Source organism: Pseudomonas sp. DWP3-1-2 (assembly GCF_049896285.1).
Taxonomy (GTDB): Bacteria; Pseudomonadota; Gammaproteobacteria; order Pseudomonadales; family Pseudomonadaceae; genus Aquipseudomonas.
In genome coordinates, this window is record NZ_JAFCTZ010000001.1 from 120,575 (window position 1) to 146,085 (window position 25,511).

At 59.1% G+C, this 25,511-nt stretch carries 22 protein-coding genes; 15 read left to right on the forward strand and 7 right to left on the reverse strand.

The genetic code is table 11. The annotated features are described in order from the left end of the window. Positions 1 to 34: 34 nt before the first annotated feature. On the forward strand, positions 35 to 1,321 hold the full coding sequence (locus ACP7B0_RS00605) for an MFS transporter (protein WP_426138963.1): 1,287 nt from the start codon (positions 35 to 37) through the stop codon (positions 1,319 to 1,321). Positions 1,322 to 1,335: 14 nt separating this feature from the next. Here ACP7B0_RS00605 and ACP7B0_RS00610 read toward each other — a convergent pair whose 3' ends face one another. Beyond that, on the reverse strand, positions 1,336 to 1,737 hold the full coding sequence (locus ACP7B0_RS00610; protein WP_426138964.1) for a hypothetical protein: 402 nt from the start codon (positions 1,735 to 1,737) through the stop codon (positions 1,336 to 1,338). Between the two features lie 174 nt (positions 1,738 to 1,911). Between ACP7B0_RS00610 and ACP7B0_RS00615 the strand changes: the two genes are divergently transcribed. Further along, the gene (locus ACP7B0_RS00615; RefSeq protein ID WP_426138965.1) at positions 1,912 to 2,481 is read left to right on the forward strand and encodes a GNAT family N-acetyltransferase; all 570 of its coding nucleotides are present in this window, start codon (positions 1,912 to 1,914) and stop codon (positions 2,479 to 2,481) included. 31 nt (positions 2,482 to 2,512) lie between these two features. Here the strand turns inward: ACP7B0_RS00615 and ACP7B0_RS00620 are convergent, their stop codons facing one another. Then, entirely contained in the window at positions 2,513 to 3,226 is a 714-nt protein-coding gene (locus ACP7B0_RS00620; RefSeq protein ID WP_426138966.1) for a murein L,D-transpeptidase catalytic domain family protein, read from the reverse strand. A gap of 84 nt (positions 3,227 to 3,310) precedes the next feature. On the opposite strand from ACP7B0_RS00620, the gene ACP7B0_RS00625 reads away from it, so the two are divergent. From ACP7B0_RS00625 to ACP7B0_RS00640, 4 genes are all read left to right on the forward strand, one after another. Next, the gene (locus ACP7B0_RS00625) at positions 3,311 to 4,882 is read left to right on the forward strand and encodes a L,D-transpeptidase family protein (RefSeq protein ID WP_426140030.1); all 1,572 of its coding nucleotides are present in this window, start codon (positions 3,311 to 3,313) and stop codon (positions 4,880 to 4,882) included. Between the two features lie 269 nt (positions 4,883 to 5,151). After that, positions 5,152 to 6,507: a methyl-accepting chemotaxis protein gene (locus tag ACP7B0_RS00630; protein ID WP_426138967.1), complete on the forward strand. Its 1,356-nt coding sequence runs from the start codon at positions 5,152 to 5,154 to the stop codon at positions 6,505 to 6,507. A 258-nt stretch (positions 6,508 to 6,765) separates the two neighbouring features. Beyond that, positions 6,766 to 8,217, forward strand: a complete 1,452-nt coding sequence (locus tag ACP7B0_RS00635) for an iron-containing redox enzyme family protein (RefSeq protein WP_426138968.1) — start codon at positions 6,766 to 6,768, stop codon at positions 8,215 to 8,217. Next, positions 8,214 to 9,194, forward strand: a complete 981-nt coding sequence (locus ACP7B0_RS00640) for a methyltransferase (protein ID WP_426138969.1) — start codon at positions 8,214 to 8,216, stop codon at positions 9,192 to 9,194. The genes ACP7B0_RS00635 and ACP7B0_RS00640 overlap by 4 nt, the downstream gene beginning before the upstream one ends. A 60-nt stretch (positions 9,195 to 9,254) precedes the next feature. On the opposite strand, the gene ACP7B0_RS00645 is transcribed toward ACP7B0_RS00640, so the two are convergent. Continuing rightward, the gene (locus ACP7B0_RS00645) at positions 9,255 to 9,947 is read right to left on the reverse strand and encodes a hypothetical protein (protein WP_426138970.1); all 693 of its coding nucleotides are present in this window, start codon (positions 9,945 to 9,947) and stop codon (positions 9,255 to 9,257) included. A 271-nt stretch (positions 9,948 to 10,218) separates the two neighbouring features. On the opposite strand from ACP7B0_RS00645, the gene ACP7B0_RS00650 reads away from it, so the two are divergent. Next, positions 10,219 to 10,596, forward strand: coding sequence for a hypothetical protein (locus tag ACP7B0_RS00650; RefSeq protein ID WP_426138971.1), 378 nt, complete (start codon positions 10,219 to 10,221; stop codon positions 10,594 to 10,596). Positions 10,597 to 10,706: 110 nt separating this feature from the next. Here ACP7B0_RS00650 and ACP7B0_RS00655 read toward each other — a convergent pair whose 3' ends face one another. Next, on the reverse strand, positions 10,707 to 11,270 hold the full coding sequence (locus ACP7B0_RS00655) for a type 1 glutamine amidotransferase domain-containing protein (RefSeq protein ID WP_426138972.1): 564 nt from the start codon (positions 11,268 to 11,270) through the stop codon (positions 10,707 to 10,709). A gap of 107 nt (positions 11,271 to 11,377) precedes the next feature. Then, positions 11,378 to 11,596, reverse strand: coding sequence for a hypothetical protein (locus ACP7B0_RS00660; protein ID WP_426138973.1), 219 nt, complete (start codon positions 11,594 to 11,596; stop codon positions 11,378 to 11,380). A 169-nt stretch (positions 11,597 to 11,765) separates the two neighbouring features. Between ACP7B0_RS00660 and glsB the strand changes: the two genes are divergently transcribed. Together glsB and ACP7B0_RS00670 are read left to right on the forward strand one after the other, a co-directional pair. Next, on the forward strand, positions 11,766 to 12,674 hold the full coding sequence (gene glsB, locus ACP7B0_RS00665; RefSeq protein WP_426138974.1) for a glutaminase B: 909 nt from the start codon (positions 11,766 to 11,768) through the stop codon (positions 12,672 to 12,674). A 193-nt stretch (positions 12,675 to 12,867) separates the two neighbouring features. Beyond that, positions 12,868 to 13,944 carry a DUF1615 domain-containing protein gene (locus ACP7B0_RS00670; RefSeq protein ID WP_426140032.1) on the forward strand — a complete coding sequence of 359 codons (1,077 nt, stop codon included), beginning with the start codon at positions 12,868 to 12,870 and terminating at the stop codon, positions 13,942 to 13,944. On the opposite strand, the gene ACP7B0_RS00675 is transcribed toward ACP7B0_RS00670, so the two are convergent. Further along, a complete protein-coding gene (locus ACP7B0_RS00675) occupies positions 13,941 to 14,171 on the reverse strand; it encodes a DUF6555 family protein (RefSeq protein WP_426138975.1) in 231 nt (76 codons plus the stop codon). The genes ACP7B0_RS00670 and ACP7B0_RS00675 overlap by 4 nt on opposite strands. Positions 14,172 to 14,263: 92 nt before the next feature. Further along, on the reverse strand, positions 14,264 to 14,689 hold the full coding sequence (locus ACP7B0_RS00680; protein WP_426138976.1) for a DUF1810 domain-containing protein: 426 nt from the start codon (positions 14,687 to 14,689) through the stop codon (positions 14,264 to 14,266). Between the two features lie 145 nt (positions 14,690 to 14,834). On the opposite strand from ACP7B0_RS00680, the gene ACP7B0_RS00685 reads away from it, so the two are divergent. From ACP7B0_RS00685 to ACP7B0_RS00710, 6 genes are all read left to right on the forward strand, one after another. Then, positions 14,835 to 16,646, forward strand: a complete 1,812-nt coding sequence (locus ACP7B0_RS00685) for an ABC transporter ATP-binding protein (RefSeq protein WP_426138977.1) — start codon at positions 14,835 to 14,837, stop codon at positions 16,644 to 16,646. Positions 16,647 to 16,837: 191 nt separating this feature from the next. Further along, positions 16,838 to 17,875 carry a zinc-dependent alcohol dehydrogenase family protein gene (locus ACP7B0_RS00690; RefSeq protein WP_426138978.1) on the forward strand — a complete coding sequence of 346 codons (1,038 nt, stop codon included), beginning with the start codon at positions 16,838 to 16,840 and terminating at the stop codon, positions 17,873 to 17,875. Positions 17,876 to 17,959: 84 nt separating this feature from the next. Then, positions 17,960 to 19,036, forward strand: a complete 1,077-nt coding sequence (locus ACP7B0_RS00695) for an HlyD family secretion protein (protein ID WP_426138979.1) — start codon at positions 17,960 to 17,962, stop codon at positions 19,034 to 19,036. After that, positions 19,033 to 21,771: a ribosome-associated ATPase/putative transporter RbbA gene (gene rbbA, locus ACP7B0_RS00700; RefSeq protein ID WP_426138980.1), complete on the forward strand. Its 2,739-nt coding sequence runs from the start codon at positions 19,033 to 19,035 to the stop codon at positions 21,769 to 21,771. Before ACP7B0_RS00695 ends, rbbA begins: the two co-directional genes overlap by 4 nt. 1 nt (position 21,772) lies before the next feature. Continuing rightward, positions 21,773 to 22,888, forward strand: coding sequence for an ABC transporter permease (locus ACP7B0_RS00705; protein ID WP_426138981.1), 1,116 nt, complete (start codon positions 21,773 to 21,775; stop codon positions 22,886 to 22,888). A gap of 123 nt (positions 22,889 to 23,011) precedes the next feature. After that, a complete protein-coding gene (locus ACP7B0_RS00710) occupies positions 23,012 to 25,510 on the forward strand; it encodes a phosphoketolase family protein (RefSeq protein WP_426138982.1) in 2,499 nt (832 codons plus the stop codon). Position 25,511: the final 1 nt, after the last annotated feature.

Sequence of the window (25,511 nt, forward strand, 5' to 3'; positions counted from 1 at the left end):
CCGGTCGGGTGACAACCGCTCAGTAGAGGCGCGCATGAGAACAATAAAAAGCTACAAGACGCTGACCATCGTGTTCCTGTTTTTGATTGGCGTGGTCAACTACCTGGACCGCAGTGCGTTGTCCATCGCCAACACCTCCATTCAGAAAGACCTGTCCATCAGCCCCATGCAAATGGGCATTATGCTCTCGGCTTTTTCCGTTGCTTATGCGTTTTCCCAGCTCCCTCTTGGCGCCTTGATCGATCGGTTGGGCAGCAAGCTTGCCCTGGGTGGCTCGCTCATCATCTGGTCCATTGCTCAAGCCGCTTTCGGCCTGTTCAGCAACTATGGCCATCTGGTCGGATTGCGGGTCCTGCTGGGTATAGGTGAAGCGCCGGTCTTTCCTTCGGCGGCCAAAGCACTGTCGGAGTGGTTCGACACCCAGGAGCGCGGCTCGGCCACCGGCTGGGTCTGGTCCTCGACCTGCATCGGGCCGTGCATTGCACCGCCGTTGCTGACGCTGTTCATGGTGCATCTGGGGTGGCGGGGCATGTTTGTGCTCACGGGTATCATGGGGCTGGCGCTGGCTGCCTGCTGGTTCGCGTTCTACAAGAGCAAGGCGCAGTACATGGCGGAAACCGGGCGCGCCGAACCGCAACCGACCCTTGCTCAGAAAACGACCCCTCCACGCATCCGCTGGACGGCCTTGTTCAAGGACCGTAATACCTGGGGGGCATTTCTCGGGTTTATGGGCGTGATCTACATGATCTGGCTCAACCTGACATGGTTGCCCGGCTACTTCGAACGCGAGCACGGCCTGGATCTGTATCGCACGGCCTGGGTCGTGTCACTGGCCTACCTGTTCGGCGCCGTGGGCACGATTGTGTCCGGCAAGGTATGTGACTGGCTGGTTGCACGCGGGATGAAGGTACTCGCCAGCCGCAAGCTGATGGTCATCATTGGACTGCTGGGTGGGGCGCTGTTTACCCTGATCGTAGCGTTCACCACCAACGTGGTGGCGTGTGTGGTATTGCTCTGCCTGACGATGTTTTTCATCAATATCTCCAGTGCAACGGCGTGGATGATCGTCAATACCATCGTGCCGTCGGAGCGGGTGGCATCCTTCGGCTCGATCCAGAACTTCGGCGGTTATCTGGCCGGTTCCATCGCGCCGATCCTCACCGGGTTCAGCGTTCAGCAAAGCGGCTCGTTCTCCTCGGCTTTCGTGATCAGCGCGGTGGTTGCAGCCTGTTCGGCCCTGGCTTACTTCATGCTTCTCAAGGAACCCGCTGCGAAAACCCCACCGATCGAGATCGTCGATGGCGTTCACTCGGCGGTATGAGCGCCGGAGTGCAATCAGGTATCGCGCAACAAGTCGTTGGCGTTGAGCAGTTGGTAGGCAATTTCGGGGTTTTTCTCCAGCCCGCGGCGAATGGCGGCCGGGATCGACTGCCGCACCTTGCGGCAAAGACCGGGTCGTTGTTCGAGGGTGATGCCGATGCCGCGCATGGTTCTGACTTCGTTGAAGCCCGGAACGATGTGCACGCGTATGCCCAGTTGCTCGTACATCCGGCCTTGAAGCCGTTCCAGATCGGCAAGGCTCTGGAGATTTTCCAGGCGTTCGAGCAGGCGTCGTTCCTCTGTGCGATTCAGAAACAGGACGCGCACGTCGCTGCCCGGTGTTTGCAGCAGCGAATCACGTCCGCAGTCGCAGGCGCCGGGCGGGCAGTGTTGGCGGATCGGCACAGTGGTCGTCATGGCGTCAATCATAGAGGCGCGGCGTCGGGTTGCCCATGGGCTTGTTCGCCCCTTGATCCGCCTGCCTGCTCGAGACACACCGGCGTGAGACGTGGCGCCAATCACCGGTTCACTTGCCAATCACGGACCGAATCACGAAGATTGCGCCTTCACTGACTGATCAAGGCTGTTCCCATGATCCAGATCCGCCCCATGAAAGCCGATGATTTCGAGGTTTTCTGGCCCACCTTTCACGCCATTGTCAGTGCGCAGGAAACCTACGCTTATGACCCCGAACTCACTCGGGATCAGGCTTTTCACCTCTGGCTGGAGCTGCCTTTGCGCACGTTCGTTGCCGAGGAAAATGGCGAGCTGCTGGGAAGTTATTACCTCAAGGCCAACGCGGCGGGTCCCGGTAACCATGTGTGCAATTGCGGCTACATGGTCACTCAGGCAGCTCGAGGGCGAGGCGTCGCCCGCCTGATGTGCGAACACTCTCAAGGGGTCGCGGCCAACGCGGGCTTTCTGGCGATGCAGTTCAATTCAGTGGTATCGAGCAACGAGGTGGCGGTGGCGCTCTGGCAAAAACTGGGCTTCGACGTCGTGGGGCGGTTGCCTCGGGCCTATCGTCATGCCCGTCTGGGGCTGGTGGATTGTCTGGTGATGTTCAAGTGGCTGGCGGACGAACAGCCCGAACCTGCCAGGCTGATCGGACGCAAGAACATCGAGTCCGTGGTGTCACGCCCTCGTCGCAGCAAGCCATAGCCGTGAAAGAGAGCGGGGTGCGAGCCCTCGTTTAGCCGCCCTTCGTCCCAGCCAGGCTCGCTATCTGGCGCGACTGGCAATTCAGGTAAGCCGAAGACTTGAGCCAGCGTTGGTCAGGGTACCAGGCGAACATGAACTGGCCGTCCTTGAGGTTGTCAATCACCTGGCGCGCTACTTGAGGTCTTACCGCCGGGCAACCCAGGCTGCGTCCGATGCGGCCCTGACGTTCGCTCCATTGTGGATTCACGTAGTCGGCGGCGTGAATCACGATAGCGCGGTCACGCGCGAGATCATTGAACCCGGGCTCCAGGCCGTCCATGCGCAGCGAGTAACCGTGAGTGCCTTCATAGCTTTCCTGGGTGCGAAACAATCCCAGACTGGACTGATAGCTGTTCATGCGATTGGAAAACCGGGTGGCAAAGTTCTCGCCGGATTGTTGCCCATGGGCGACCAGATCGCGCAGCACGAGGGTTTTTTTCGTCAGGTCGAAAATCCACAGGCGACGAGCGGTTGAGGGCTGGGAATAGTCAATGACGGCGAGGTGTCTGGATGGCCTGTCGCCGTTTCTGACGGCACATTGCACGGCATTCAGTGCGCTTTTCAGTACGGCGGGGTTGAGTTCCGGCGCGGCTTGAGTGAGCTTGCTGTAAAGAATTTGATTGTTGGGGCCAGCGGCGAGGGCTGGACCGCAGGTTGCACTTAGGGTAATAGCTGCCAGACAGAGTCGGCGCAAATAGGTCAGCATGTGCAGGGAATCCTCGCTGTGGTGGCGACTTTCGCTTGTTGTTGTTTTTTCGTCACTCGACGACCATGGATTGGAGTGAAGCAGTTGGTCAAAAAACGTGCATATTACTTGAGCCTTTGCCTGCTCGCTGTGCCATTGGTCGCGATGGCCGATAACGCGCCACTCGATCCGCAAAGCCAGGTGCAATTGGCGCTGACCCAATTGGCGGTGCAATGCCCGGTCCTGTCTTCACGGCTGGACATCCCTGGACACACGCTGTTGCAAAATTTTTATCAGCAGCAGGACTACGAAACGGTCTGGTCTGTTCACGGGCGGCTGTCGTTATTGCAGGCGGAAATCCGGCAACTGGCCGATGACGGGCTCAACCCGAGCGACTACAGTTCGCCAGACACCTCGGCCAACGCCAACGGGGTCTGTGACGATCTCGCTATCAGCCAACACTATCTGCAAGCCTTGCAGGACCTGCGATTTGGCCGATTGCTGCAATCGCGCTTCGAACCCCTCTGGCGTTCCCAGGAACCGCTGGTTGATCGCGATGCGCAGGTTCTGACGCTTGCCAGCTCTGGCTTGCAGGACATCGCAGGGGCATTCCGTCAGGCCCGCCCGAGCCTTGACCAGTATCAGAATCTGCGCCGCGTCTATGCCCGGCAGCGACAGTTGGCATTGCTGACCTGGCGACCTATCAGTAACGGCCCGTTGTTGCGTCCGGACATGCAAGATGCACGCGTGCCCGAATTGGCGCAGCGATTGTTCAGCGAGGGTTATCTGACCAGTCCCTTGATGGAGCCGGACAACGGTTACACCCCGGAATTGGTCAACGCGGTGAAAAGCTTTCAGCTCAGCCATTCGCTGCAGGCAGATGGCGTGATTGGTCCTGGCACGGTCAAGGAACTCAATATCAGCCCGGCCATGCGTCGCGAACAGTTGCGGGTCAATCTGGAGCGTTTCCGCTGGCTGGCACAGGACCTGGAGCCGGACAGCGTGTTGGTCAACGTTGCCGCTGCCCAGTTGAGCGTCTATCAGAACGGCGTTCCCGTCTGGCAAACCCGAACCCAGGTTGGCCGCGCCGAACGGCAGACGCCTCTGCTCAAGTCCGTGATCACTCGTTTTACCCTGAACCCCACCTGGACCATTCCGCCCACCATTCTTCGCGAAGACAAGCTTCCGGAGATTCGCCGGGATCCCGGGTTCCTCCTCAAGCACAATCTGCAAGTGCTGGACCTTGAGGGTAATCCTTTGATGGCGGAAGACATCGACTGGAGCAATCCGGGCAACATTCTTTTACGTCAGGAGGCGGGTCCGAAGAATCCTCTGGGCAGGATCGTTATCCGATTTCCTAATCCTTACTCGGTTTACCTGCACGATACGCCCAGCCAGGCCCTGTTCAGTAAAGGCCCGCGCGCCTTCAGCTCCGGGTGCGTGCGGGTCGAACAGCCGTTGATGTTGCGCGACCTGTTGTTGAGCCCGGCTGATCGCGCGCGTACCGAAACACTTTTGGCGACCGGCATCACCCATGAATTCAGGTTGACCAAGCCGGTGCCCATCCTGCTCACCTACTGGACCGCGCAAGTCGATAGCCACGGGCAGGTGCTTTATGTACCGGACGTGTATGGTCTTGACCCAGCCTTGGTAACCGCATTGGCGGGTCATCCCTGAAAGATTCCCAGGCGCCAGTGTGTGTTTCGAAAGACACACCATCGGCGGCTGCGGCGGGTCGGTTAATGGTGGGTGAGCGGTTATCCACATTGAAAAACTATATACACGCGCATACGCCCGCGTATTGCGCGTGTTCCCCAGGGTAATTGAAGCCTGATCAATAAAAGTTGACGTCAATATATAACGTTTAAATGCAGCTTCAGTTCGTCCAACTTCCGCCGATAGTTACGACACAGTCCAGATGTTTCTGGTATCGCAGAGGGTGCGTCATGTTCAATAACGCTTTAAAAAACGAACTGGCGGCCAAAACGGCCGAAGTTGCGGGTTTCAAAGGTTTGATCGCTGCACTGGAACGCTCAATGGCCGTGGTCGAATTCGACCTGGACGGCCGTGTTCTGCGTGCCAATGATAATTTCCTGAAAACCATGGGGTATCGCGCCGAAGAGATAGTGAGCAAGTCTCACAAGGACTTTTGCTCGCCAGCGTTGACCCGCAGCAAGGAATACAGCGAGTTCTGGGCACAGTTACGTGCCGGACGGTTTGTATCCGGCACGTTTAATCGTATCAACCGCGCGGGACAGAGTATTTGGCTCGAGGCCAGTTACAATCCGGTCATGGACGAGCAGGGCAAGGTATACAAGGTGGTCAAATACGCCCTGGATGTCTCGGCCAAAGTGAGCCAGGATGCCGAAATCCAAGGCAAGTTGGCTGCTCTGGACCGGGCCATGGCGGTGATCGAATTCGATCTGCAAGGCAATGTCCTTGTGGCCAATGACAATTTCCTGCGCGTCATGGGCTTTGGGATAAACGAACTCAAGGGCAAACAACACCGAATATTTTGCGAGTCCAGCCTGGTCAACAGTGCCGAGTACGCGGACTTCTGGCGGCGCCTGAACGCGGGCGAGTTTTTCAGCGGGCAATTCAAGCGCCTTGGGAAGAACAACCGCGTGGTCTGGCTGGAAGCAACGTATAACCCGGTCTATGACGCGGACGGCAAACTCTACAAAGTTGTGAAGTTTGCCAGTGACATTACCGAGCGTGTCGAGAAATTCGAGGCCGATTCCCGGGGCGCGTCACGTGCGTACCATATATCCGCGGAAACCGAAAAAGTCGCCGAGCAGGGCGCCGAAGTCATTCAGCAGACTGCCCGTGAAATGCGCCAGATTGCCGACAATATCGGCGCCTCTGCCCGACTGGTCGGGCAACTGGGCGACCGCTCAGAGCAGATCACGGCGATCGTCAACACCATTCGAGGGATTGCCGACCAGACCAACCTGCTCGCTCTCAACGCCGCCATTGAGGCCGCGCGTGCCGGGGACCAAGGCCGGGGATTTGCCGTGGTCGCCGATGAAGTCAGGCAACTGGCGGGGCGCACCAGCCGCTCGACCGCCGAGATCGCTGAAATGATCGGCATGATCCTCGCCGAGACCCGTGAAGCGGTTGCCAGCATGAACGCAACTCAGGAAGGCGCGCAGCGGGGCGTAAGCCTGGCCGATCAGGCCGGTACAGTGATCCTGCAGATCCGCACGGGCACCAGTGACGCCGTCGAGGCCGTCAGCATGTTCGCGTCCACCCTTGATGAGTCTGAAGTCATACCGAAATCGGCCGTCGGCTGGATGGGTTGACCGGGCAGTAACGTCAAGGTCTGAATGGAAATCACGCTTGGGTGATTTCCATTCGAACGAATAGAGCGGTTTCCCATAAAAACGCTTTTGGTTGCTAGGGGTAGCGGATAGCAACCATCCATCCGTTGCCCGACACCGAGGGATGAATTTTCCAAACGGCCAGTACTCCTTTTTATAACGACGAGAAAAAAGCGCTTTCGCGTGAACTCGCCCGCGTGAACATTTCTTGTTTGTATCAGGAACTGCCAGGAAGTATTTATGACCTCTCTTCAACTGCCGACAGAGACTGCTTTCTCACAGCCGCACCGAGCAGCGCATAGCGACTACAGGACAACCTACGACGCACTGATGCACAGCGCTACGCCGAGAGAAGACCCCGAGGCTGCGGTGTTCTTGCGCCAACAGTTGCAGCTCGCAGACCTGCAAGCCTGTGACCTCCCGGACCAACCTGAGCACCTTGAACAGTGGATTGCGGAGGGCGTCAGCAAGGTTGCCGAACAATACTCGGTGTATCTGGAGCAACGCCGTGAGGGTGCGCCGCGCCGCTTTTTTTCCAACAAGGCCCACGCGATGTACTTTCTGCAGCAGGTTGCGCCGACCAAACGGGTCGACGGCGCCTGGCTGTACGGGCTGCTGCCCCATTGGGCCGACTATCGGTTTCACGGTCTGATCCGTACCTATCTGGAAGAACTGGGCGATGGCGATCCTGCACTGAATCACGTTTCGCTGTACCAAAAGCTGCTGGCGGACATGGAGTGCGATGTCAGTGATGGCCTTGACGATGAAGCCTGGTTGCAAGGGGCCATTCAGTTGGCATTGGGCAACCAGGCCGGGCAGTTTTTGCCGGAAGTGATCGGCTACAACCTGGGTTATGAGCAATTGCCCCTCCACTTGTTGATCACCTCGTTCGAACTCAACGAGCTGGGCATCGATCCTTATTACTTCACACTGCACATCACCATCGACAACGCCAGCACCGGTCATGCCCGCAAGGCGGCGCAAAGCGTGCTGGCCCTGATGCCCATGGGCGAGCAGCGTGATGATTTCTACCGCCGGATTGCCCGTGGCTACCGCCTCAATGAATTAGGGCCTGGCTCTACCGCTGTAATCCAGTCCTTTGATCTTGAGCAAGAGCTGATCGCCATGCTGGAGCGCAAGCGCACCTTCGGTCAGCACATGCATTCGGACTACTGCCGTCTGGATGGCAAGACAATCAACCAGTGGCTTGCAACGCCGGATCAAATGGGCGAGTTTCTTGGCGTCCTGGAAAACCGTGGCTGGATCAAACGCCATCAGGACCCCACTGAAAGTCGTTTCTGGCAATTGATCGACGGTGCGGGTGCGGCCATGTTCGGCGTTTTCAATGCGTACGAAAAACAGGTTCTGCATGACTGGATCGCGGGCGACTGGTTGGCCACAGCGGCCCGATCCACTTCCAGCAAGCGGGCACCGGATGCATTCCGTGCCAGATTTCGATCGGTTCCCCGCAACGATGGCCTTCGCACCGCTGATCAACACACGCGCCTGGAAGATCTCGACCCGGATGTGCACGGCCTGCTGGCGGATCTCAAGGACGCTTCTCTCCCGCGCAAGATGCAGGTGTTGATCGAACGTATGTCGCCCGCCAGGCACTCGACGCCCGCCGGGTTGTTCGCCACCCGGCACTTCGTCCAGACCATGGCCGAGCGTCTGACGGGAGAGCACGCATGATGTCAGGTCAGGCTTTCGCGGTGCCGGCGCTGGACACGACGGACCTGCGCTCTTCCCACGACACGCTGGTGGCACTTGGGCAGCGGCTGGCGGCTGCTGATTACCGCTTTATCACGCCGACCCCGTTGACCCATCAGCGAGTCAATGAGCGCGAAGCCAATCAGACGGCGTTATCGCTGCGGGACGTGTTCGGCTGGAGTCGTCCGTTTCCTGCGACACTGCTACCGCCCGACGAACTCGACGCGCTTGTGGCCGCCGTTATTGTTGTGTCGCATGCACGAAGCTTCATCAGCCGCGTCAGGTGGTCGAGTCTGGGGGATCTGTCGCTGGTGCATTCGGCGTTTCCGACAACGGATGAGGATTCGGTCTTCTTCGGGCCTGACACCTACCGTTTTGCCCAGTCGATACGTGACCAGTTGAACAGGACGTTTACCCCCATTAAACGCGCCGTGGATATTGGTTGTGGCAGCGGTGCCGGCGCCCTGGTCATCGCCCGTGCTCATCCTCACGCCCAGGTGTTTGCGGTGGATATCAACCCGAAGGCATTGCACTTTGCCCGGGTCAATGCCGAGGTTGCCGGATGCCAGAACGTTGAATGCCTTGAGAGCGACATACTGCAGGGCGTGCAGGGCGATCTGGACCTGATCGTCGCCAATCCGCCTTACATGAAGGACGCACGGCAACGCGCGTACCGCCACGGGGGCGATGCACTGGGCGCTGACTTGTCGGTCAGAATTGTGCGTGAGTCCTTGCCGCGTCTGGCGGTGGGAGGCGCGTTGGTGCTGTACACAGGGGTGGCGATGGTGGGGGGCGATGACCCGTTTTTTGCCGCCGTGAAAGCAGACATTGCGGGGCCTTCCTGGGCCTGGACTTACCGGGAACTCGATCCGGATGTTTTCGGCGAAGAGTTACTGGAAGACGGCTATCAGGATGTGGAACGCATTGCGGCCGTGGAGTTGGTGGTGCGGCGCGTCTGATCCTGCAGTTGTATGCCTCAAAGCCCAGTCCAGCGACTGGGCTTTTGCGTTTCGGAGCACTCAGGCGATGCTGTAGCCTTCAAACGCCTTCTGTTGTTGTAACGCGGTAATGATGTTTTTACGTGTGGCGGGTAATTCATTGCCTTCGTGGTCCACGAAGGTGTCGCTCTGCAGTTCAGCGTCGTCGCCTTCGCCCGTGAAGGTGAAACCGAGAAACTCAAAGGCTTCGCGGTCCACGTTCGGCCTGGAGCGCGGCGTGCGCATGGGCAGGCTGACGGTGGCGCCGTCCTTGCTGATGGCGAACACTTCGACGTCCTTCTTGGCCCGGGCTGTTTTGCCCTTGCTGGCACCCGGATTGCTGATGGCCTGGTGAGTCTGATTCAGCACTTTGAGCGCCAGGCTATACACCAACTCCTGAAACGCCGGGTCATCCTTGTAGCTGAACAGGATGCGACTGATGGAGAACCGCGTGCTCAAATCCGCCAGTGCCGCGCTGTCGGAGGCCTCTGCATCCTTGAGCTGCTTGAGTTCACCCATGAGCTCGTAGGCCCGGTCGTCGTCGAAATCGTCCTGAGCCTGGCGAATCGCCGCGCGCAGTTGACGAATCTGATCGCTTTCCTTGGCGCTCTGGAACGTGTCCAGGACCATTTCGCTGATGGTCTTGGCCGCTGGCACGTGCTGGGACAGGCTCATGGCGTTTTCGTAAGCCAGCTTGGCGCAGGTAATGGCGTGTTCTGTTTGGGAGTCAGGCATTGAATTTCACTATTTCGTTAAGCGGTTTGAGGCGCGAAAGGCATCGAGCTTTTCGGGGCGCATAATCTAGAGGACGAGGGCGCCGTTGTCACGAAGCAATAACCCCGGGTCAGCGGCACACGGCGAGTCCGACCTGTCATCCGGGGAGTGGGGCAACCCGTTGAAGATGTATTTACACTTTAATGCCGTCACGGGTGATCCTTTGGCTTGTTTTCTTGGGCCGTCCTGTTGATCATCGCGCTCACGGCTATTTTGCAAAGAGATAAGTGACATGAGTATTGGACTGACTGAAGAAGACATGCGTCGGGCGCTGGGCCTGGATGAGCCGGCCAAACCCGCCGAGCAACCGGAGCCGGTCATCGAATTCGACCTTGAGCCGACCGCTGCGCCGGAGCCTGAGCCGGAGTTCATCATCGCGCCGCCCCCGCCCGAGGTGAAGCCTGAGGCTCCCCGTGCGAAACCCAAGCGTGTGTCGCCGGCGCTGAGAGTGACCCTGCGCTGCACCAAGGTGTTCGAGGGCGAGGAGACGATGTTTGTGTACGACGCCAAGACATTGAGCACATTCGATGCCGAGCAGGAAGCCAGGAAAGCGGCCGCCAAGGAAAAATTCAAGTATTTCGATGTGGTATCGGTGACCCGGGTGGAGTGATAGGTCCGCACCGTAGCCCGAGTGGGCAAACTCCCTTCAGGATCACGTCCGGTTCCGTTAACCCCGTTTTTTGTGTCAGAGGGTGCACGCAGCACCCTCTGATTTGCGTATCAGCGCTTTAGCAGCGCCGCCTCGATGGCTTCGTTGAACGCGGGAATGTCGTCCGGGTTACGAGACGTGATCAGGGTCCAGCCATTGGCACCGCATTCCTTGACCTCGGCGTCCACCCAGTCAGCCGCATCGGCGTTGATCAGGTCGGTGCGCAGGCTGGGATATGAAGTCAGCGTCTTGCCGGCAATCACACCGGCGTCAATCAGCAACCATGGCCCGTGGCAGATGGCGGCCACGATTTTTCCGGCTTTGGCGAACTCACGGACCAAACGCTGTGCATCCTTGTCCTGACGCAGGGTGTCGGCGTTCACGGTGCCGCCCGGAATGATCAACGCATCAAAATCACTGGCCGAAAGGCCTGTAAGCAGGGTGTCCGACGCTACGGTCTGATCTTTTTCGGTGTCCTGCAGGAACGTCTGCGCAGTGCCGCCTTCGATGCTCGCGTGGGTGGCGGTCGCGCCATTGTCACGTAACGCCTGCAGCGGCTTGAGCAACTCGTCACGCTCGATTCCAGTATTGGCCGTGATGAACAGAACGTTCTTGCCTTGCAGTTGGGCTGTCATTGTCGATTTTCCTCTACACGTAAATGTCAGGGCCGCCCGGTGTGCGCTGCGGCCTTGAGGATGTGAGGACCTGCCAACAATGAAGTTCAGACCAATTGCAATGAACCTCAGGACTCCACTGGAACGTAGTAACCGCCCACGGCCGGTGGCAGCACCAGCGTGGCGGTTTTCCCCGGCGTCATGGGTTCTCTGGTATCGCCTGAGATCATTCCGACCACCTCGCCACTTTCCAGCAACGCCCATGCCGCAACGGGATGGATGTAAAGCTTGCCGGAGTGCCCGTCCTTGTGAATGTAGTTCCAGCCCGTGCAGGGACTGATTTGCATGATTTTTGCAGTCACAACAATGCCCTCTCGATTGAATACAGACCGAGACTAGCAGGTGTTTGGGCCAAGGGGGAAAGGGCGGCGCAGTGGATTTTGTACGGGACACTTGTGTGATGCGCCGCGCCCGCTGATCGTCTAGCATGCGGTCCCAAAAACAATGAGCGCACCCATGCAAAAGCTGTTGAACGAGATACTCGATGAAGTACGGCCGCTGATCGGCCAGGGTAAAGTCGCCAACTACATCCCCGCGCTGGGTGAGGTTGAGCCGAATCAACTGGGTATCGCGGTCTACAGCAATGAAGGCGAGCTGCACTGTGCCGGGGATGCCGCGACGCGTTTCTCGATCCAGAGTATTTCCAAGGTGTTCAGCCTGGTGCAGGCCATCGGGCATTCCGGGGAGGACATCTGGCAGCGTCTGGGCCATGAGCCATCCGGTCAGCCATTCAATTCGCTGGTGCAACTGGAATTCGAGCGGGGCAGGCCCCGCAATCCTTTCATCAATGCCGGGGCACTGGTGATCTGCGACATCAACCAGGGGCGTTTTGCCGCCCCGTCCCTGTCATTGCGCGACTTTGTCAGGCGGTTGTGCGGTAACCCGGAAGTGATCTCTGACTCGAAAGTCGCTGAGTCCGAATACCAGCACCGCTCGCGTAACGCGGCAGCGGCCTATTTGATGAAGTCATTCGATAACTTTCACAACGATGTGGAAGACGTGCTGCGCAGTTATTTTCATCATTGCGCCCTGAGCATGAGCTGCATCGACCTGGCCCGCGCTTTCGGCTTTCTCGCCAACCAGGGGTTTTGCGTCCACAGCGGCCAGCAGATCCTCACGGCGCGGCAGACCAAACAACTCAATTCGATCATGGCCACCAGCGGGCTGTACGACGAAGCGGGTAACTTCGCTTACCGCGTCGGTCTGCCGGGCAAGAGCGGCGTGGGCGGCGGCATCGTCGCGGTCGTGCCGGGACGATTCTCGGTGTGCGTCTGGTCGCCGGAACTCAACCCGGCAGGCAATTCCCTGGCGGGAATGGCGGCGTTGGAAAAACTCAGTGAACGGATCGAGTGGTCGGTGTTTTGACGGCGCAGTGCAGTCGAACACGATATTCCCGAGCATTCCCGGCTTGGCGCTGGTCTACTGGGTTCACTTCAGTCAGTGATTTGCCTGAATGCCTTCTTAATACAACGCCAGGGAACGCATGTACCTGAATCGATCAATCCGGTTTTTTTTCGAATCGCCAGGGTTTGGCCTCAATGCGCTCAGGCCGCTGCTGATGGTGGCTGCGGCGCTGTTGCTCGGCGCTTGCGGCACCCAGCGCAGCCAGGAAGGACCGGAGCTGACGCCAGGGCAGATTCGCGCGCAGATTTTGCGATTGATGCCGGCCAAGGTGCCTGACCGCGAAGGGTGGGCGGCGGACATCCAGACGGCCTTTAGTGCGCAGGACATCGCCCCGACCACACAGAATTTGTGCTCGGTGCTGGCCGTGACTGAGCAGGAGTCGACATTTCAGGTTGATCCGCCAGTGCCGGGGCTGGGGAAAATCGCTCGCACCGAAATCGACCGCCGCGCGGCGCGCCTTCATATTCCCGCCGTGCTGATTCGGACCGCCTTGCAGATTCGTTCGCCTGACGGCAAGTCCTATGCCTCGCGTCTGGATTCGGCCCGTACCGAAAAGCAGCTAAGCGCTATTTTTGATGACTTCATCGGCATGGTGCCCTTGGGGCAAACCCTGTTCGGCAACTTCAACCCGGTCCACACCGGAGGGCCGATGCAGGTCAGTATCGAGTTTGCGCAAAAGCAGGCGCAGAATTATCCGTATCCGGTGGCCGGCACTATTCGTCAGGAAGTGTTCAGCCGTCGGGGTGGCATGTATTTTGGCATCGCCCATCTGCTGGGTTATCCCGCGAACTATCCGGCGCCGCTGTATCGTTTTGCCGACTTCAATGCCGGGTGGTACGCCAGCCGTAATGCGGCCTTTCAAAACGCAGTCAGTCAGGTCACGGGCATTCAACTGGCGCTGGACGGAGACTTGGTCCGCTATGACTCGACCTCGCCCAGCGCCACCGAGTTGGCGGTACGTGCGTTGAGCAAGCGTCTGGACATGAACAATTCAGCGATCTTCAGTCAGCTCAAGCGAGGCGATACCCTGGCGTTTGAAGACACAAAGCTCTATGAGCGGGTGTTTGCACTGGCAGACGCCACGACGGGCAAGCGCCTGCCCAGGGCAATCCTGCCGGGTATCAAACTGCAAAGCCCCAAGATCACTCGCAACCTCACTACCGCCTGGTTTGCCCAGCGCGTGGACGATCGGCGGGAGCGTTGCATGCAGCGTGTTGCGGCGGGCGGCTAGGGTAATTCTTCCCATTTGACGGAGTGGAGTTGGCCGCGCTCGGCGTGTTGCTGTAACGCTTCCAGCTCCGTACGCAGTTCGGACAGATTATGTTGCACACCGATTCGCGCGTGCAGGCAGGCGTAAAACCAGGCATCGGAATCGGACATCGTTGTGTCGGGTTGAACGAAGAGCTTGTGTTCTCCCTTGAAGATGTATCGAATTTCAAAATGTCGGCCGCTCGCCATCGCTATGCTATCTCTGTTCTGATAGCGCTATGACATTGGTGGCACACAGCCAGTTCCCCGGATTGCAGGTTTTTGACAGAAAGGGTTTGGAATCAGTGCCTTAGCCTGTCCAGCGTTGACGGGTCCGGGACGCCATCGAAGAACGTATCCAGCACCGTTTTGAACGTGCTGTGCTCGGGGCCTGCCACGGTGAACAAGGTCATGCTCGAGTGCAATTTCAGGTCGTCCGGTGAGCCCAGGATCTGGCGTACGGTCCATCGCCCATGAGACTCGATGAGTTGCGCGCACTGCTCAAGGCGTGGCCCCAATAACGGATGTCGCAGGTAAGCCTGCGCTTCCTCAAGACAGGTAATGGCGTAGAACCTGGCCGTCTCGCTGTGACCCAGCCCGCTGATCTGCGGAAAGACGAACCACATCCAGTGAGTTCTCTTGCGGCCTTCGCGAAGCTGGTCCAGTACCTGATCAAAAACAGGTTCTTGAGCGTCGACGAAGCGTTGCAGGTTGTAGGGATCGTTCATGGCTGACCTCCTGAACGACCGGCGAATGATCGAGTGGCATTCCCGGACCGCCTTATGATGTAAGAGTCTAGTCTCTGAACCTCTGCGCTGCGCCGGGTTCGATACAGCTTGATCCCACTGTCTTTGCCCGAGAGCCCATCTGCGCATGCCTGTTGTCCAGCGTTTCACCGCTTTTTTCGATCAGGCCCGCCGTGCGGCGGGGCTGGTCTGGAACACTTCCCGAGGCTTGTCCCTAGGGCTGGTGGCCGCCACCCTGATCGCGGGCGTGCTCCCTGCACTGGCCGCCTTTTTGGGTCAGCGCATCGTCGATGCGGTGGTTGCGGCCATGCAACTGCATGCCGACACAGGCAGCGCGCCGCTCTGGCCGGTGTTACGTTACGTGCTGATGGAGGCGGGCGTGCTGGCGCTGCTGGCGGGCACCCAAAGGGCGTTGTCGGTGCAGCAATCGTTGCTGCGGGTGCAGTTGGGGCAGAAGGTCAACACCTTGATTCTGGAAAAGGCACAAACCCTGTCGTTGATCCAGTTCGAGGACTCGGAACTCTACGACAAGCTGGTGCGGGTGCGCCGGGAAGCCTCGACCCGGCCGCTGGCGCTGGTGATCAAATCCCTGGGACTGACCCAGAACCTGATCTCCCTGATCAGCTTTGCCGTGTTGCTGGTGCATTTTTCGCCTTGGGCGTTGGTGATTCTGGTGCTGGGGGCGCTGCCGGTATTTTTCGCCGAAGCGCACTTTTCCGGCGACGCCTTCCGTTTGTTTACGCGCCGCGCCCCCGAAAGCCGCCAGCAGAATTACATCGAGACATTGCTCTCCCACGAGACCTATATCAAAGAGGTCAAGCTGTTCGGCTTCGGCCCCTTGCTGTTGCAGCGCTATCGCGACACGTTTGCCCGTTTGTACGCCGAAGACCGCCGTCTGACGTTGCGCAGGGACGGTTGGGGGTTCCTGTTGGGGCTCCTGGGCACCGCTGCCTTTTACCTTGCGTATGCCTGGGTCGTGGTGGATGCGGTGCACGGGCTGATCACCCTGGGTCAGATGACCATGTATCTGGTGCTGTTCAAGCAGGGGCAAAGCGCTGTGAGCAGCAGCCTGAGTGCCATTAGCGGGTTGTACGAAGACGGGCTTTATCTGGCCGACCTGTACGAATACCTCGCACTCCCGGTCAATCTGGACGCAGGCGGCGTCACCGAAGGCCCATTGCCCGGCGATGGATTGCGTTTCGAGGGCGTGAGCTTCACCTATCCGGGTTCGAGCCACGCCACGCTGGAAAACATCGACTTGCACCTCGCACCCGGCCGCAGCGTGGCGCTTGTGGGCGAAAACGGCTCGGGCAAAACCACACTGATCAAGCTGTTGACCCGCCTGTATCGGCCCAATCAAGGGCGCATCCTTCTTGATGGCAGCGATCTCAATGATTGGCATGAAGACGCGCTGCGGCGGCGTATCGGGGTGATTTTCCAGGATTACATCCGCTATCAGTTCACCGTCGGCGAGAACCTGGGCGTGGGTGACATTGATGCTTTCGGCGAAGAACAGCGCTGGCATGACGCGGCGAGCCAAGGCATGGCGGCGGGGTTTATCGAGCAGTTGGACAAGGGCTACGCCACGCAACTGGGCCGTTGGTTTGCCGGTGGCCAGGAACTGTCCGGGGGGCAATGGCAGAAGATCGCCCTGTCGCGAGCCTACATGCGCCGTAACGCCGACATCCTGATCCTCGATGAACCCACGGCAGCCCTTGATGCCGGGGCGGAAGCAGCCGTGTTCGAGCACTTTCGCGCGTACGCCAAAGGCCGCATGACGCTGTTGATTTCCCATCGCTTTTCCAGCGTGCGAAACGCTGATCACATCGTCGTGCTGGACAAGGGCCGGGTGCTGGAGCGGGGCAACCATGCCAGCCTGATGGCGGCTGGCGGACGCTATGCCACGCTGTTTGATGTTCAGGCGCGGGGGTATCGGTAGACGGCACCCGTGCGTTTGATCCAGATCAAGCGTTGAGTGGAACGACCCTGATATACATCAAGACGCTTTGATAGCTGGCTACCGGATTACCGGTTCGGTCGGTCCCGGTCATTTCAGGTTTGCCTGGCGGTCTGTGTGACCGTCAGTGAGCGAATCCGCAGATGTCCATCTTGATAGAAGGAGAGATCTTCGTGAAAGCGCTCGTATACCAAGGCCCCGGTGAGAAATCCTGGATCGATAAAACCGCTCCTGTCATTGAAAAACCTACCGACGCGGTCGTGCGAATCCTGCACACCACGATCTGCGGTACTGATTTGCATATCCTCAAGGGCGACGTACCTGCTGTGACTCAAGGGCGAACCCTGGGGCATGAAGGTGTCGGCGTGATCGAGGAAGTCGGCTCCGCCGTGCGAAATTTCAAGAAGGGCGATCACGTGTTGATCTCCTGTGTCACCTCCTGCGGCAGTTGCCCCAACTGCAAGCGCCAACTGTATTCCCATTGCGCTGATGGCGGCTGGATTCTCGGCCACTTGATCGACGGCACTCAGGCTGAACAGGTGCGTATCCCTCACGCCGATAACAGCCTGTACCCCATCCCCGCAGGTGCCGATGAGCAGGCGCTGGTGATGTTGAGTGACATCCTGCCCACCGGTTTCGAAATCGGCGTGCTGTCGGGCAAGGTCAAGCCCGGAGATTCAGTGGTCATTGTCGGTGCCGGTCCGATCGGCATGGCGACGCTGCTGACGGCGCAGTTTTACTCGCCCGGCAAGGTGATCATGGTGGATGTGGATGCCAATCGGCTCGCAGTGGCCATGCAGTTTGGCGCCACCCATACATTGAACCCCAGCCAGGACGATGTGGTTGCCCGGATCTTCGAGCTGACTGACGGCATCGGCGCGGACGTCGCCATCGAAGCCGTGGGTATCCCCGCATCGTTTGATACCTGTCAGCAAATCATTGCCCCCGGCGGCCACATTGCCAACGTTGGCGTGCATGGCAAGAGCGTCGAGCTGCATCTGGAAAAACTGTGGATCCAGAACATCAACATCTCCACCGGTCTGGTCAATACCAACACCACACCGATGCTGATGAAGACTGTCGAGGCGGGCAAGATCGAGCCGGGCAAACTCATTACCCATCGCTTCAAGCTTGGCGACATCATTGATGCGTACGAGGTGTTCGGCAATGCCGCCAAAGAGAAGGCGATGAAGGTCATTTTGTCTTCCTAGTGCAGGTTTCGACCTGGCTCTGCAAGAGGGAGGGCCCGCCGCGTCAGGCACATCCGATGTCAATCGAACACTAAGGAAAAGTGGATGCACGTCCAATTCAATAAGCAGTGGGCTAAGTATGTTTTGGGCAGCGTCATTGTTGTCGGTTTGGGAATCTGGATGTGGATGGCATTGCGTCCTGACGGGTTGGGGGAGGGCTTTGCCAGCGGCAACGGCCGGATCGAGGCGACCGAAATCGATGTGGCTACCAAACTGGCCGGACGCATCCTGACCATTGATGTGGACGAAGGTGACTTCGTGCAGCCTGGACAGGTCATCGCCACCATGGACGTGCAGGTGCTCAATGCCGAGCTCAAACAGGCCGAGGCTCAGGTACGGCAGGCTGACAACGCGGTATTGACTGCCGAGGCCGTGGTTGAGCAGCGGGAAAACGAAAAAAATGCGGCCGAGGCGCAAGTCAATCAGCGCGTCGCTGAGCTGACTGCGGCCCAGAAGCGTTACGGTCGTACCGATCAGTTGATCAAGTACAACGCCGTGCCTCGCCAGCAACTGGACGATGACCTGGCCGAACAGCAAAGCAAACAGGCCGCCGTAGCCTCGGCTCGTGCGCAGGTCTGGTCAGCCAAGGCGGCGATCATTGCGGCCAGGTCCCAGGTCATCGAAGCGCAATCCTCGGTAGAAGCGCTTCAGGCCGCCGTGGTTCGTTTGCAGGCCGACATTACCGACAGCCAACTCAAGACCGATCGTGTCGCCCGTGTTCAATATCGGGTGGCTCAACCCGGAGAGGTGCTGGCGGCCGGTGGCAAGGTGCTGAATCTGGTGGACCTCAATGATGTCTACCTCACGTTTTTCCTGCCTACGGCCCAGGCCGGGCGTGTTGCCCTGGGGTCGGATGTGCGGGTGGTTCTGGATGCAGCGCCGCAGTATGTCATCCCGGCCAAAGTCAGTTATGTCGCCAGCGTCGCGCAGTTCACGCCCAAATCCGTGGAAACCACCAGCGAGCGGGAAAAACTGATGTTTCGGGTCAAGGCCCGGATTGATCGCAAACTGCTGGAAAAACACCTCAATCAGGTCAAGACCGGATTGCCTGGCATGGCATGGCTCAAGCTGGATGCTGATGCGCAATGGCCCGACAACCTTCAGATCAACGTGCCTCAATGACGGCGCCGGCGCTTAACGTCGTTGAACTCGTCGGGATCGGTTTGCGCTATGGCAAGCAAGTCGCGCTGGATGACGTCACGCTGCAAATACCCGCTGACCGTATGATCGGGGTGATCGGCCCCGATGGTGTCGGTAAATCCAGCATGCTGGCCTTGATTTCCGGCGCTCGCAAGTTGCAGCAAGGTACGTTGCAGGTGTTGGGCGGCGACATGGCGAGCGCAAGTCACCGCCGGCAGGTTTGCCCGCGTATTGCCTATATGCCCCAAGGCTTGGGAAAAAATCTTTACCCGACCCTGACCGTGTTCGAAAACCTGGATTTTTTCGGACGACTGTTTGGTCAGGGGGAAGCAGAGCGTAAGCGCCGCATCGATGATCTGGTGCGCAGCACCGGGCTCGATGGCTTTACCGATCGGCCGGCGGGCAAGCTGTCTGGCGGCATGAAGCAGAAGCTTGGCCTGTGCTGCGCGCTGATTCACGACCCCGACCTGCTGATTCTGGATGAGCCCACCACCGGTGTCGACCCGTTGGCGCGCAACCAGTTCTGGGAGCTGATCGCGCGGATTCGCAGCAACCGACCGGGCATGAGTGTGCTGGTTTCCACCGCCTACATGGACGAAGCCCAGCGTTTTGACTGGCTGATCGCCATGGACGGGGGCAAGGTGCTGGACACCGGAGCGCCCGCTGAACTGTTGGCGCGCACCCACAGCGAAAACCTGGAACAGGCGTTCGTCGCCATGCTCCCGGAAGAGAAGCGACGGGGCCATCAGGCACTGGTTATTCCGCCACGCCAAACCGACGGTGCACAGGCAACAGTCGCCATTGAGGCTCACGGTCTGACCTGTCGCTTCGGGGACTTTGTCGCCGTCGATCATGTGGATTTTCGCATTGAGCGGGGCGAGATTTTCGGCTTCCTCGGCTCCAATGGCTGTGGAAAATCCACCACCATGAAAATGCTGACCGGCCTGCAGCCGGCCACGGAAGGCAAGGCGCTGCTGTTCGGGCAAGACGTTGACCCTAAAGACATCGAAACCCGTCGCCGGGTCGGCTATATGTCCCAAGGCTTTTCCCTTTACGGCGAACTGAGCGTCCTGCAGAACCTGGAACTGCACGCCCGGTTATTTCATTTGCCCAAAGAGCGCCAAGAGGGGCGCATCAAGGAAATGCTCGAGCGTTTCGACCTGGCTTCAGTCACCGACAGCCTGCCCAATGACCTGCCATTGGGCGTGCGCCAGCGTCTTTCTCTGGCGGTCGCCGTGATTCACAACCCCGAAGTGTTAATCCTCGACGAACCCACTTCCGGCGTGGACCCGGTGGCCCGGGATAACTTCTGGGCGCTGCTGATTCAGTTATCCCGGGAGGAGGGTGTGACGATCTTCATCTCCACCCACTTCATGAACGAAGCCCTGCGCTGCGACCGGATTTCGATGATGCATGCCGGCCGCGTGCTGGACAGCGGTACGCCTCAGGAATTGATGGCCAAACGCGGATTGCCAACGCTGGAAGAAACGTTTATCGCCTACCTGGAGGACGTTGCCGACACTCGGGCAGCCCCCGACACGCCGCAGGCTCTGCATCCAGAGGCGGACACGCCAAAAACCGCGCTGCGCGCAGGCTTCAGTTGGCAGCGCTTGCTCAGCTACAGCCGCCGTGAAGCCATGGAGCTGCGCCGTGACCCTTTTCGCGCGACCCTGGCCCTGCTGGGCACCGGGTTGCTGATGCTGATCATGGGCTATGGCATCAACCTGGACGTGGACAACCTGAGTTACGCGGTGCTTGACCGCGACCAGACCGGGTCGAGTCAGGAGTACGCGCTCAATCTTTCCGGCTCGCGCTACTTCATCGAAAAACGGGCGATTCATGACTACGACGAGCTGGATCAGCGTTTGCGCAGTGGTGATATCAGCCTTGCGGTAGAAATCCCCCCCGGTTTCGGTCGTGACCTGAAACGCGGCAGCCAGCCACAAGTGGGTTTTTGGGTGGACGGCGCCATGCCGACCCGTGCGGAAACCATCAAGGGCTACGTGACCGGCATTCATACCAGCTATTTACAACAACGATCGCTGGCAACCACCGGCACGGCACAAAGCAGCCCCGTGGATATTGCCTTGCGCTATCGCTACAACCCGGATGTGCAAAGCTTGCCCGCGATGGTGCCGGCCACGATTCCGATGTTGCTGATGTTGATCCCGGCCATGCTCACGGCGTTGGGCGTGGTGCGGGAAAAAGAGCTGGGCTCGATCACCAATCTCTATGTCACGCCGGTCACGCGCCTGGAGTTTTTGCTGGGCAAACAACTGACCTACGTGGTCCTGGGGATGATCAATTTCTTCATCATGGTGGTGTTGGCGCTGCTGGTCTTTGATATCCCGGTAAAAGGCAGCCTGATCACGCTCACTGTCGGGGCGTTGCTGTACATCATCTGCTCCACGGGGATGGGCCTGCTCATGTCGTCGATCCTGTCGAGTCAGATCGCAGCGATCTTCGGCACGGCAATCATTACCCTGTTGCCGGCGATTCAGTTTTCCGGGTTGCTGGACCCGGTTTCCTCCCTGGAGGGTGTTGGTGCACTGGTGGGGAATGTCTACCCGACCAGCCACTTCCTGACCATCAGCCGTGGGGTGTTTTCAAAGGGGTTGGGCCTGGCGGATTTGTACCTCTATTTCATTCCCCTGCTGATTGCCATCCCGCTGCTGACCTTCCTCAGCGCCGCTGGCCTCAAGAAGCAGGAGGTCTGAAATGGCGAGTTTGTCCAATATCCTGCAACTGGGCATCAAGGAACTGCGCAGCCTGTATCACGACCCTGCGTTGCTGTTATTGATTGTCTTCTCTTTCACCCTGGGGATTTATTCGGCGGCAACCAAGGTGCCTGAATCGCCCCACCGCGCCACTATCGGTGTCATCGACGAAGATCAATCCCAGGCCTCGAACCAGATAATCAATGCCTTCCAGATGCCGTACTTTCTCAAGCCGGTGCCGATTGATTTCACCCAGATTGACCGGGGCATGGATGCCGGGGTCTACACCTTTACTCTGGATATTCCGGCACGTTTCCAGCAAGACCTGCTCGCGGGTCGCCAGCCGACGATCCAGGTCAATGTCGATGCTACCCAGATCAGCCAGGCGTTTACCGGGGCCGGTCACATCCAGCAAATCATCAACACGGAAGTGGCCGAATTTCTCAAACACTATCGCAGCGCCACGGTTGAGGAAGTCACGGCAGTGGTGCACATGGCCTTCAACCCCAACCTGATTTCTACCTGGTTCGGTGCAATCAACGAGGTGATCAACCAGATCACCATGCTGTCGATCATCCTCACCGGCGCTGCGCTGATTCGAGAGCGAGAGCACGGGACCATCGAGCACTTGCTGGTGATGCCCATCACGCCGCTGGAAATCATGATCGCCAAGGTCTGGTCCATGGCGTTCGTGGTGTTGGTGGCGGCCGGGCTGTCGATGTTTTTTGTCGTGGAAAAATGGTTGCAGATCCCGTTGCATGGCTCGTTTTTGCTGTTTCTGGGCGGCGCGGCCTTGCATTTGTTTGCGACCACCTCACTGGGGATTTTCTACGGCACGTTGGCGCGCTCCATGCCGCAGTTGGGGTTGCTGATTATCCTGACACTGATCCCGCTGCAGATCCTTTCCGGCGGCGTGACGCCCCGGGAAAGCATGCCTGTGGCCGTACAAGACATCATGTTGGTGGCACCCACCACGCATTTCATTGAATTGAGCCAGGCGATCCTGTTTCGCGGCGCATCGGTGTCGATCATCTGGCCGCAACTGCTGGCGTTAGTGGTGATCGGCAGTGTGTTCTTTTTCGTTGCACTGTCGCGGTTACGCAAGTCCTTGAATTAGGGTTCTGGCGGTGTTGCCGGTAGCGGTTGTTCGTCGCCATGACCGAAGCACCCCGACATAGACGTCTACGCTGCACCTTTGCCATAGCATTCGAAGCCTTTACAACGTCCCTCTGGAGCCGTCATGTATACCTTCAATCCACTGCTCTCCAGCGCCGACCAAGTGTCCGCGCCAACACCCACAGACGCTGTCCCCGACGCGGGTGGTCCGCTGAGCGATGAATTGCTTGAGCGGATGCACCGTTACTGGAACGCCGCCAACTACCTGTGCGTCGGTCAGATTTATCTCAAGGCCAACGCTCTGCTGCGTGAGCCACTGATGCCTGAACACATCAAGCCTCGTCTGCTGGGGCACTGGGGGACTTCCGCCGGGCAGAACTTCATCTACGTCCATCTGAACCGGCTCATCAGCGACCAGCATGTGGAAGTTCTCTACATATCGGGTCCGGGACATGGCGGACCGACCCTCAATGCGTGCGCCTGGCTGGAAGGCACGTACAGCGACGTACACGCGGACATCACGCCGGACGCCAATGGCATGTTGCGGTTTTTCCGCAGTTTCTCCACGCCAGGCGGCGTGCCCAGCCATTGCGGGCCGCACACCCCCAATTCCCTGCATGAAGGCGGTGAGCTGGGTTATTCGCTGGTCCACGCCTTTGGCGCGGCCTTTGATAACCCGGATCTGCTGGTGGCGTGCGTTATCGGCGACGGCGAAGCTGAGACGTGCCCACTGGAAGGCAGTTGGAAAAGCATCCGCTTCCTCAACCCGCTGCGCGATGGCGCGGTGTTGCCGATCCTGCACCTCAACGGTTACAAGATCTCCGGCCCGACGGTGGAAGCACGCACCGACGATGTCGACCTGATTGCGTTGTATCGCGGACGTGGCTACGAGCCGATCATTGTGGCCGGCGACGATCTGCCGGGCATGCATCAACGTTTCGCGGCGGCCCTGGACAGTTGCTACACCGATATTCGCGATATCCAGCAGCGCGCCCGACAGTATGGCAACGTGGCCCGTGCCCGCTGGCCAATGATTATCCTGCGCAGCCCCAAAGGTTGGACCGGCCCGAAAGTGGTGGATGACCTGCCCGTAGAGGGAACATTCCGCGCGCATCAGGTGCCATTGGCCAACGTGATCCAGAACCCTGCGCATCTGACGCAACTGGAAGCCTGGATGCGCAGCTATTCGCCGCAGACGTTATTTGACGAGCAGGGCGCGCTGGTCGCCGAACTCAAGGCGCTCAACCCGCCAGATGCGTTGCGCATCGGCGCGGTGCCTCACGTCAATGGCGGACGCGTGCTGACGGCGCTGGATTTGCCGGACTTCGCCAACTACGCCCTGGAAGTGCCGGGGCCAGGGCAGGTAATTGCCGAAGCGCCGCGCAAGCTGGGGGAATACCTGCGTGACGTGATTCGCGCCAACCCGGACAACTTCCGGGTGTTCGGCCCTGATGAAACCAACTCCAATCGCCTCAATGCCGTTTTCGAAGCCACCAACCGGGCCGCTGCCGGGCCGATCCTGAGCATTGATGAGCACCTGGCCCCTGACGGCCGGGTCATGGAAGTCCTCAGTGAGCATTTGTGCGAGGGCTGGCTGGAAGGCTACCTGCTGACCGGGCGCCACGGCATGTGGTCGACCTATGAAGCGTTCGCTCAGGTGGTGGATTCCATGGTGACCCAGCATGCCAAATGGTTGCAGCAAAGCCTGGAATTCCCGTGGCGGCGGCCGCTGGCGTCGCTCAACGTGTTGCTGACCAGTCACGCCTGGCGCAACGACCACAACGGGTTCAGTCACCAATCCACAGGCTTTGTCGATAACGTGCTGCAACGGCGTTCGGATGTGGTGCGCGTCTACTATCCACCGGATTCCAACTGCCTGGTCAACGTGTTCGATCACTGCCTGCGCAGTCGCAATTACGTCAACGTGGTGACCTGCGGCAAGCAACCGGACTTTCAGTGGCTGGACTATCAGGCGGCGCTCAAACATTGCTCCCAGGGCGCTTCTATCTGGAAATTCGCCAGCAACGACGAAGGCGAGCCGGACGTAGTGCTGGGTTGCGCCGGGGATGTGCCGACCACCGAAGCCGTCGCGGCGGCCTGGCTGTTGCAGAAGCATGTGCCGGGCATTCGGGTGCGCCTGGTCAACGTGGTTGATCTGGGTACGCTCAGCAGTCCGCAGCAACGTCCCCACGGCATGGATCACGTTTCATTCGAGGCGCTGTTCACTCGGGACGTGCCGGTGATCTTCGCCTTCCACGGTTCTACCTGGGTCATCCATTCCATGGTCCATGGCCGGGCCAACGAAGCGCGTTTTCACGTGCGCGGTTTCTCCGATCAAGGCACCACCACCACGCCGTTCGACATGGTGGTCCTCAACAACATGAGCCGCTATCAGTTGGCACTGGATGCGGTGAGCCATGTCCCTCGCCTGCGGCTGCAAAGCCAGGACGCGATCAGCTATCTGGAAGGGCAACTGCGTGCGCATCACGCCTATATCCGCGAACATTTCGAAGACCTGCCGGAAATCCGCAACTGGCGCTGGACCGACGATTTCAGTCAGCCGGACAGCCCGCCGCCATTGGCCAAGGGGCACACCCGAGGTCAAACCTTCACCGACGCTTGAA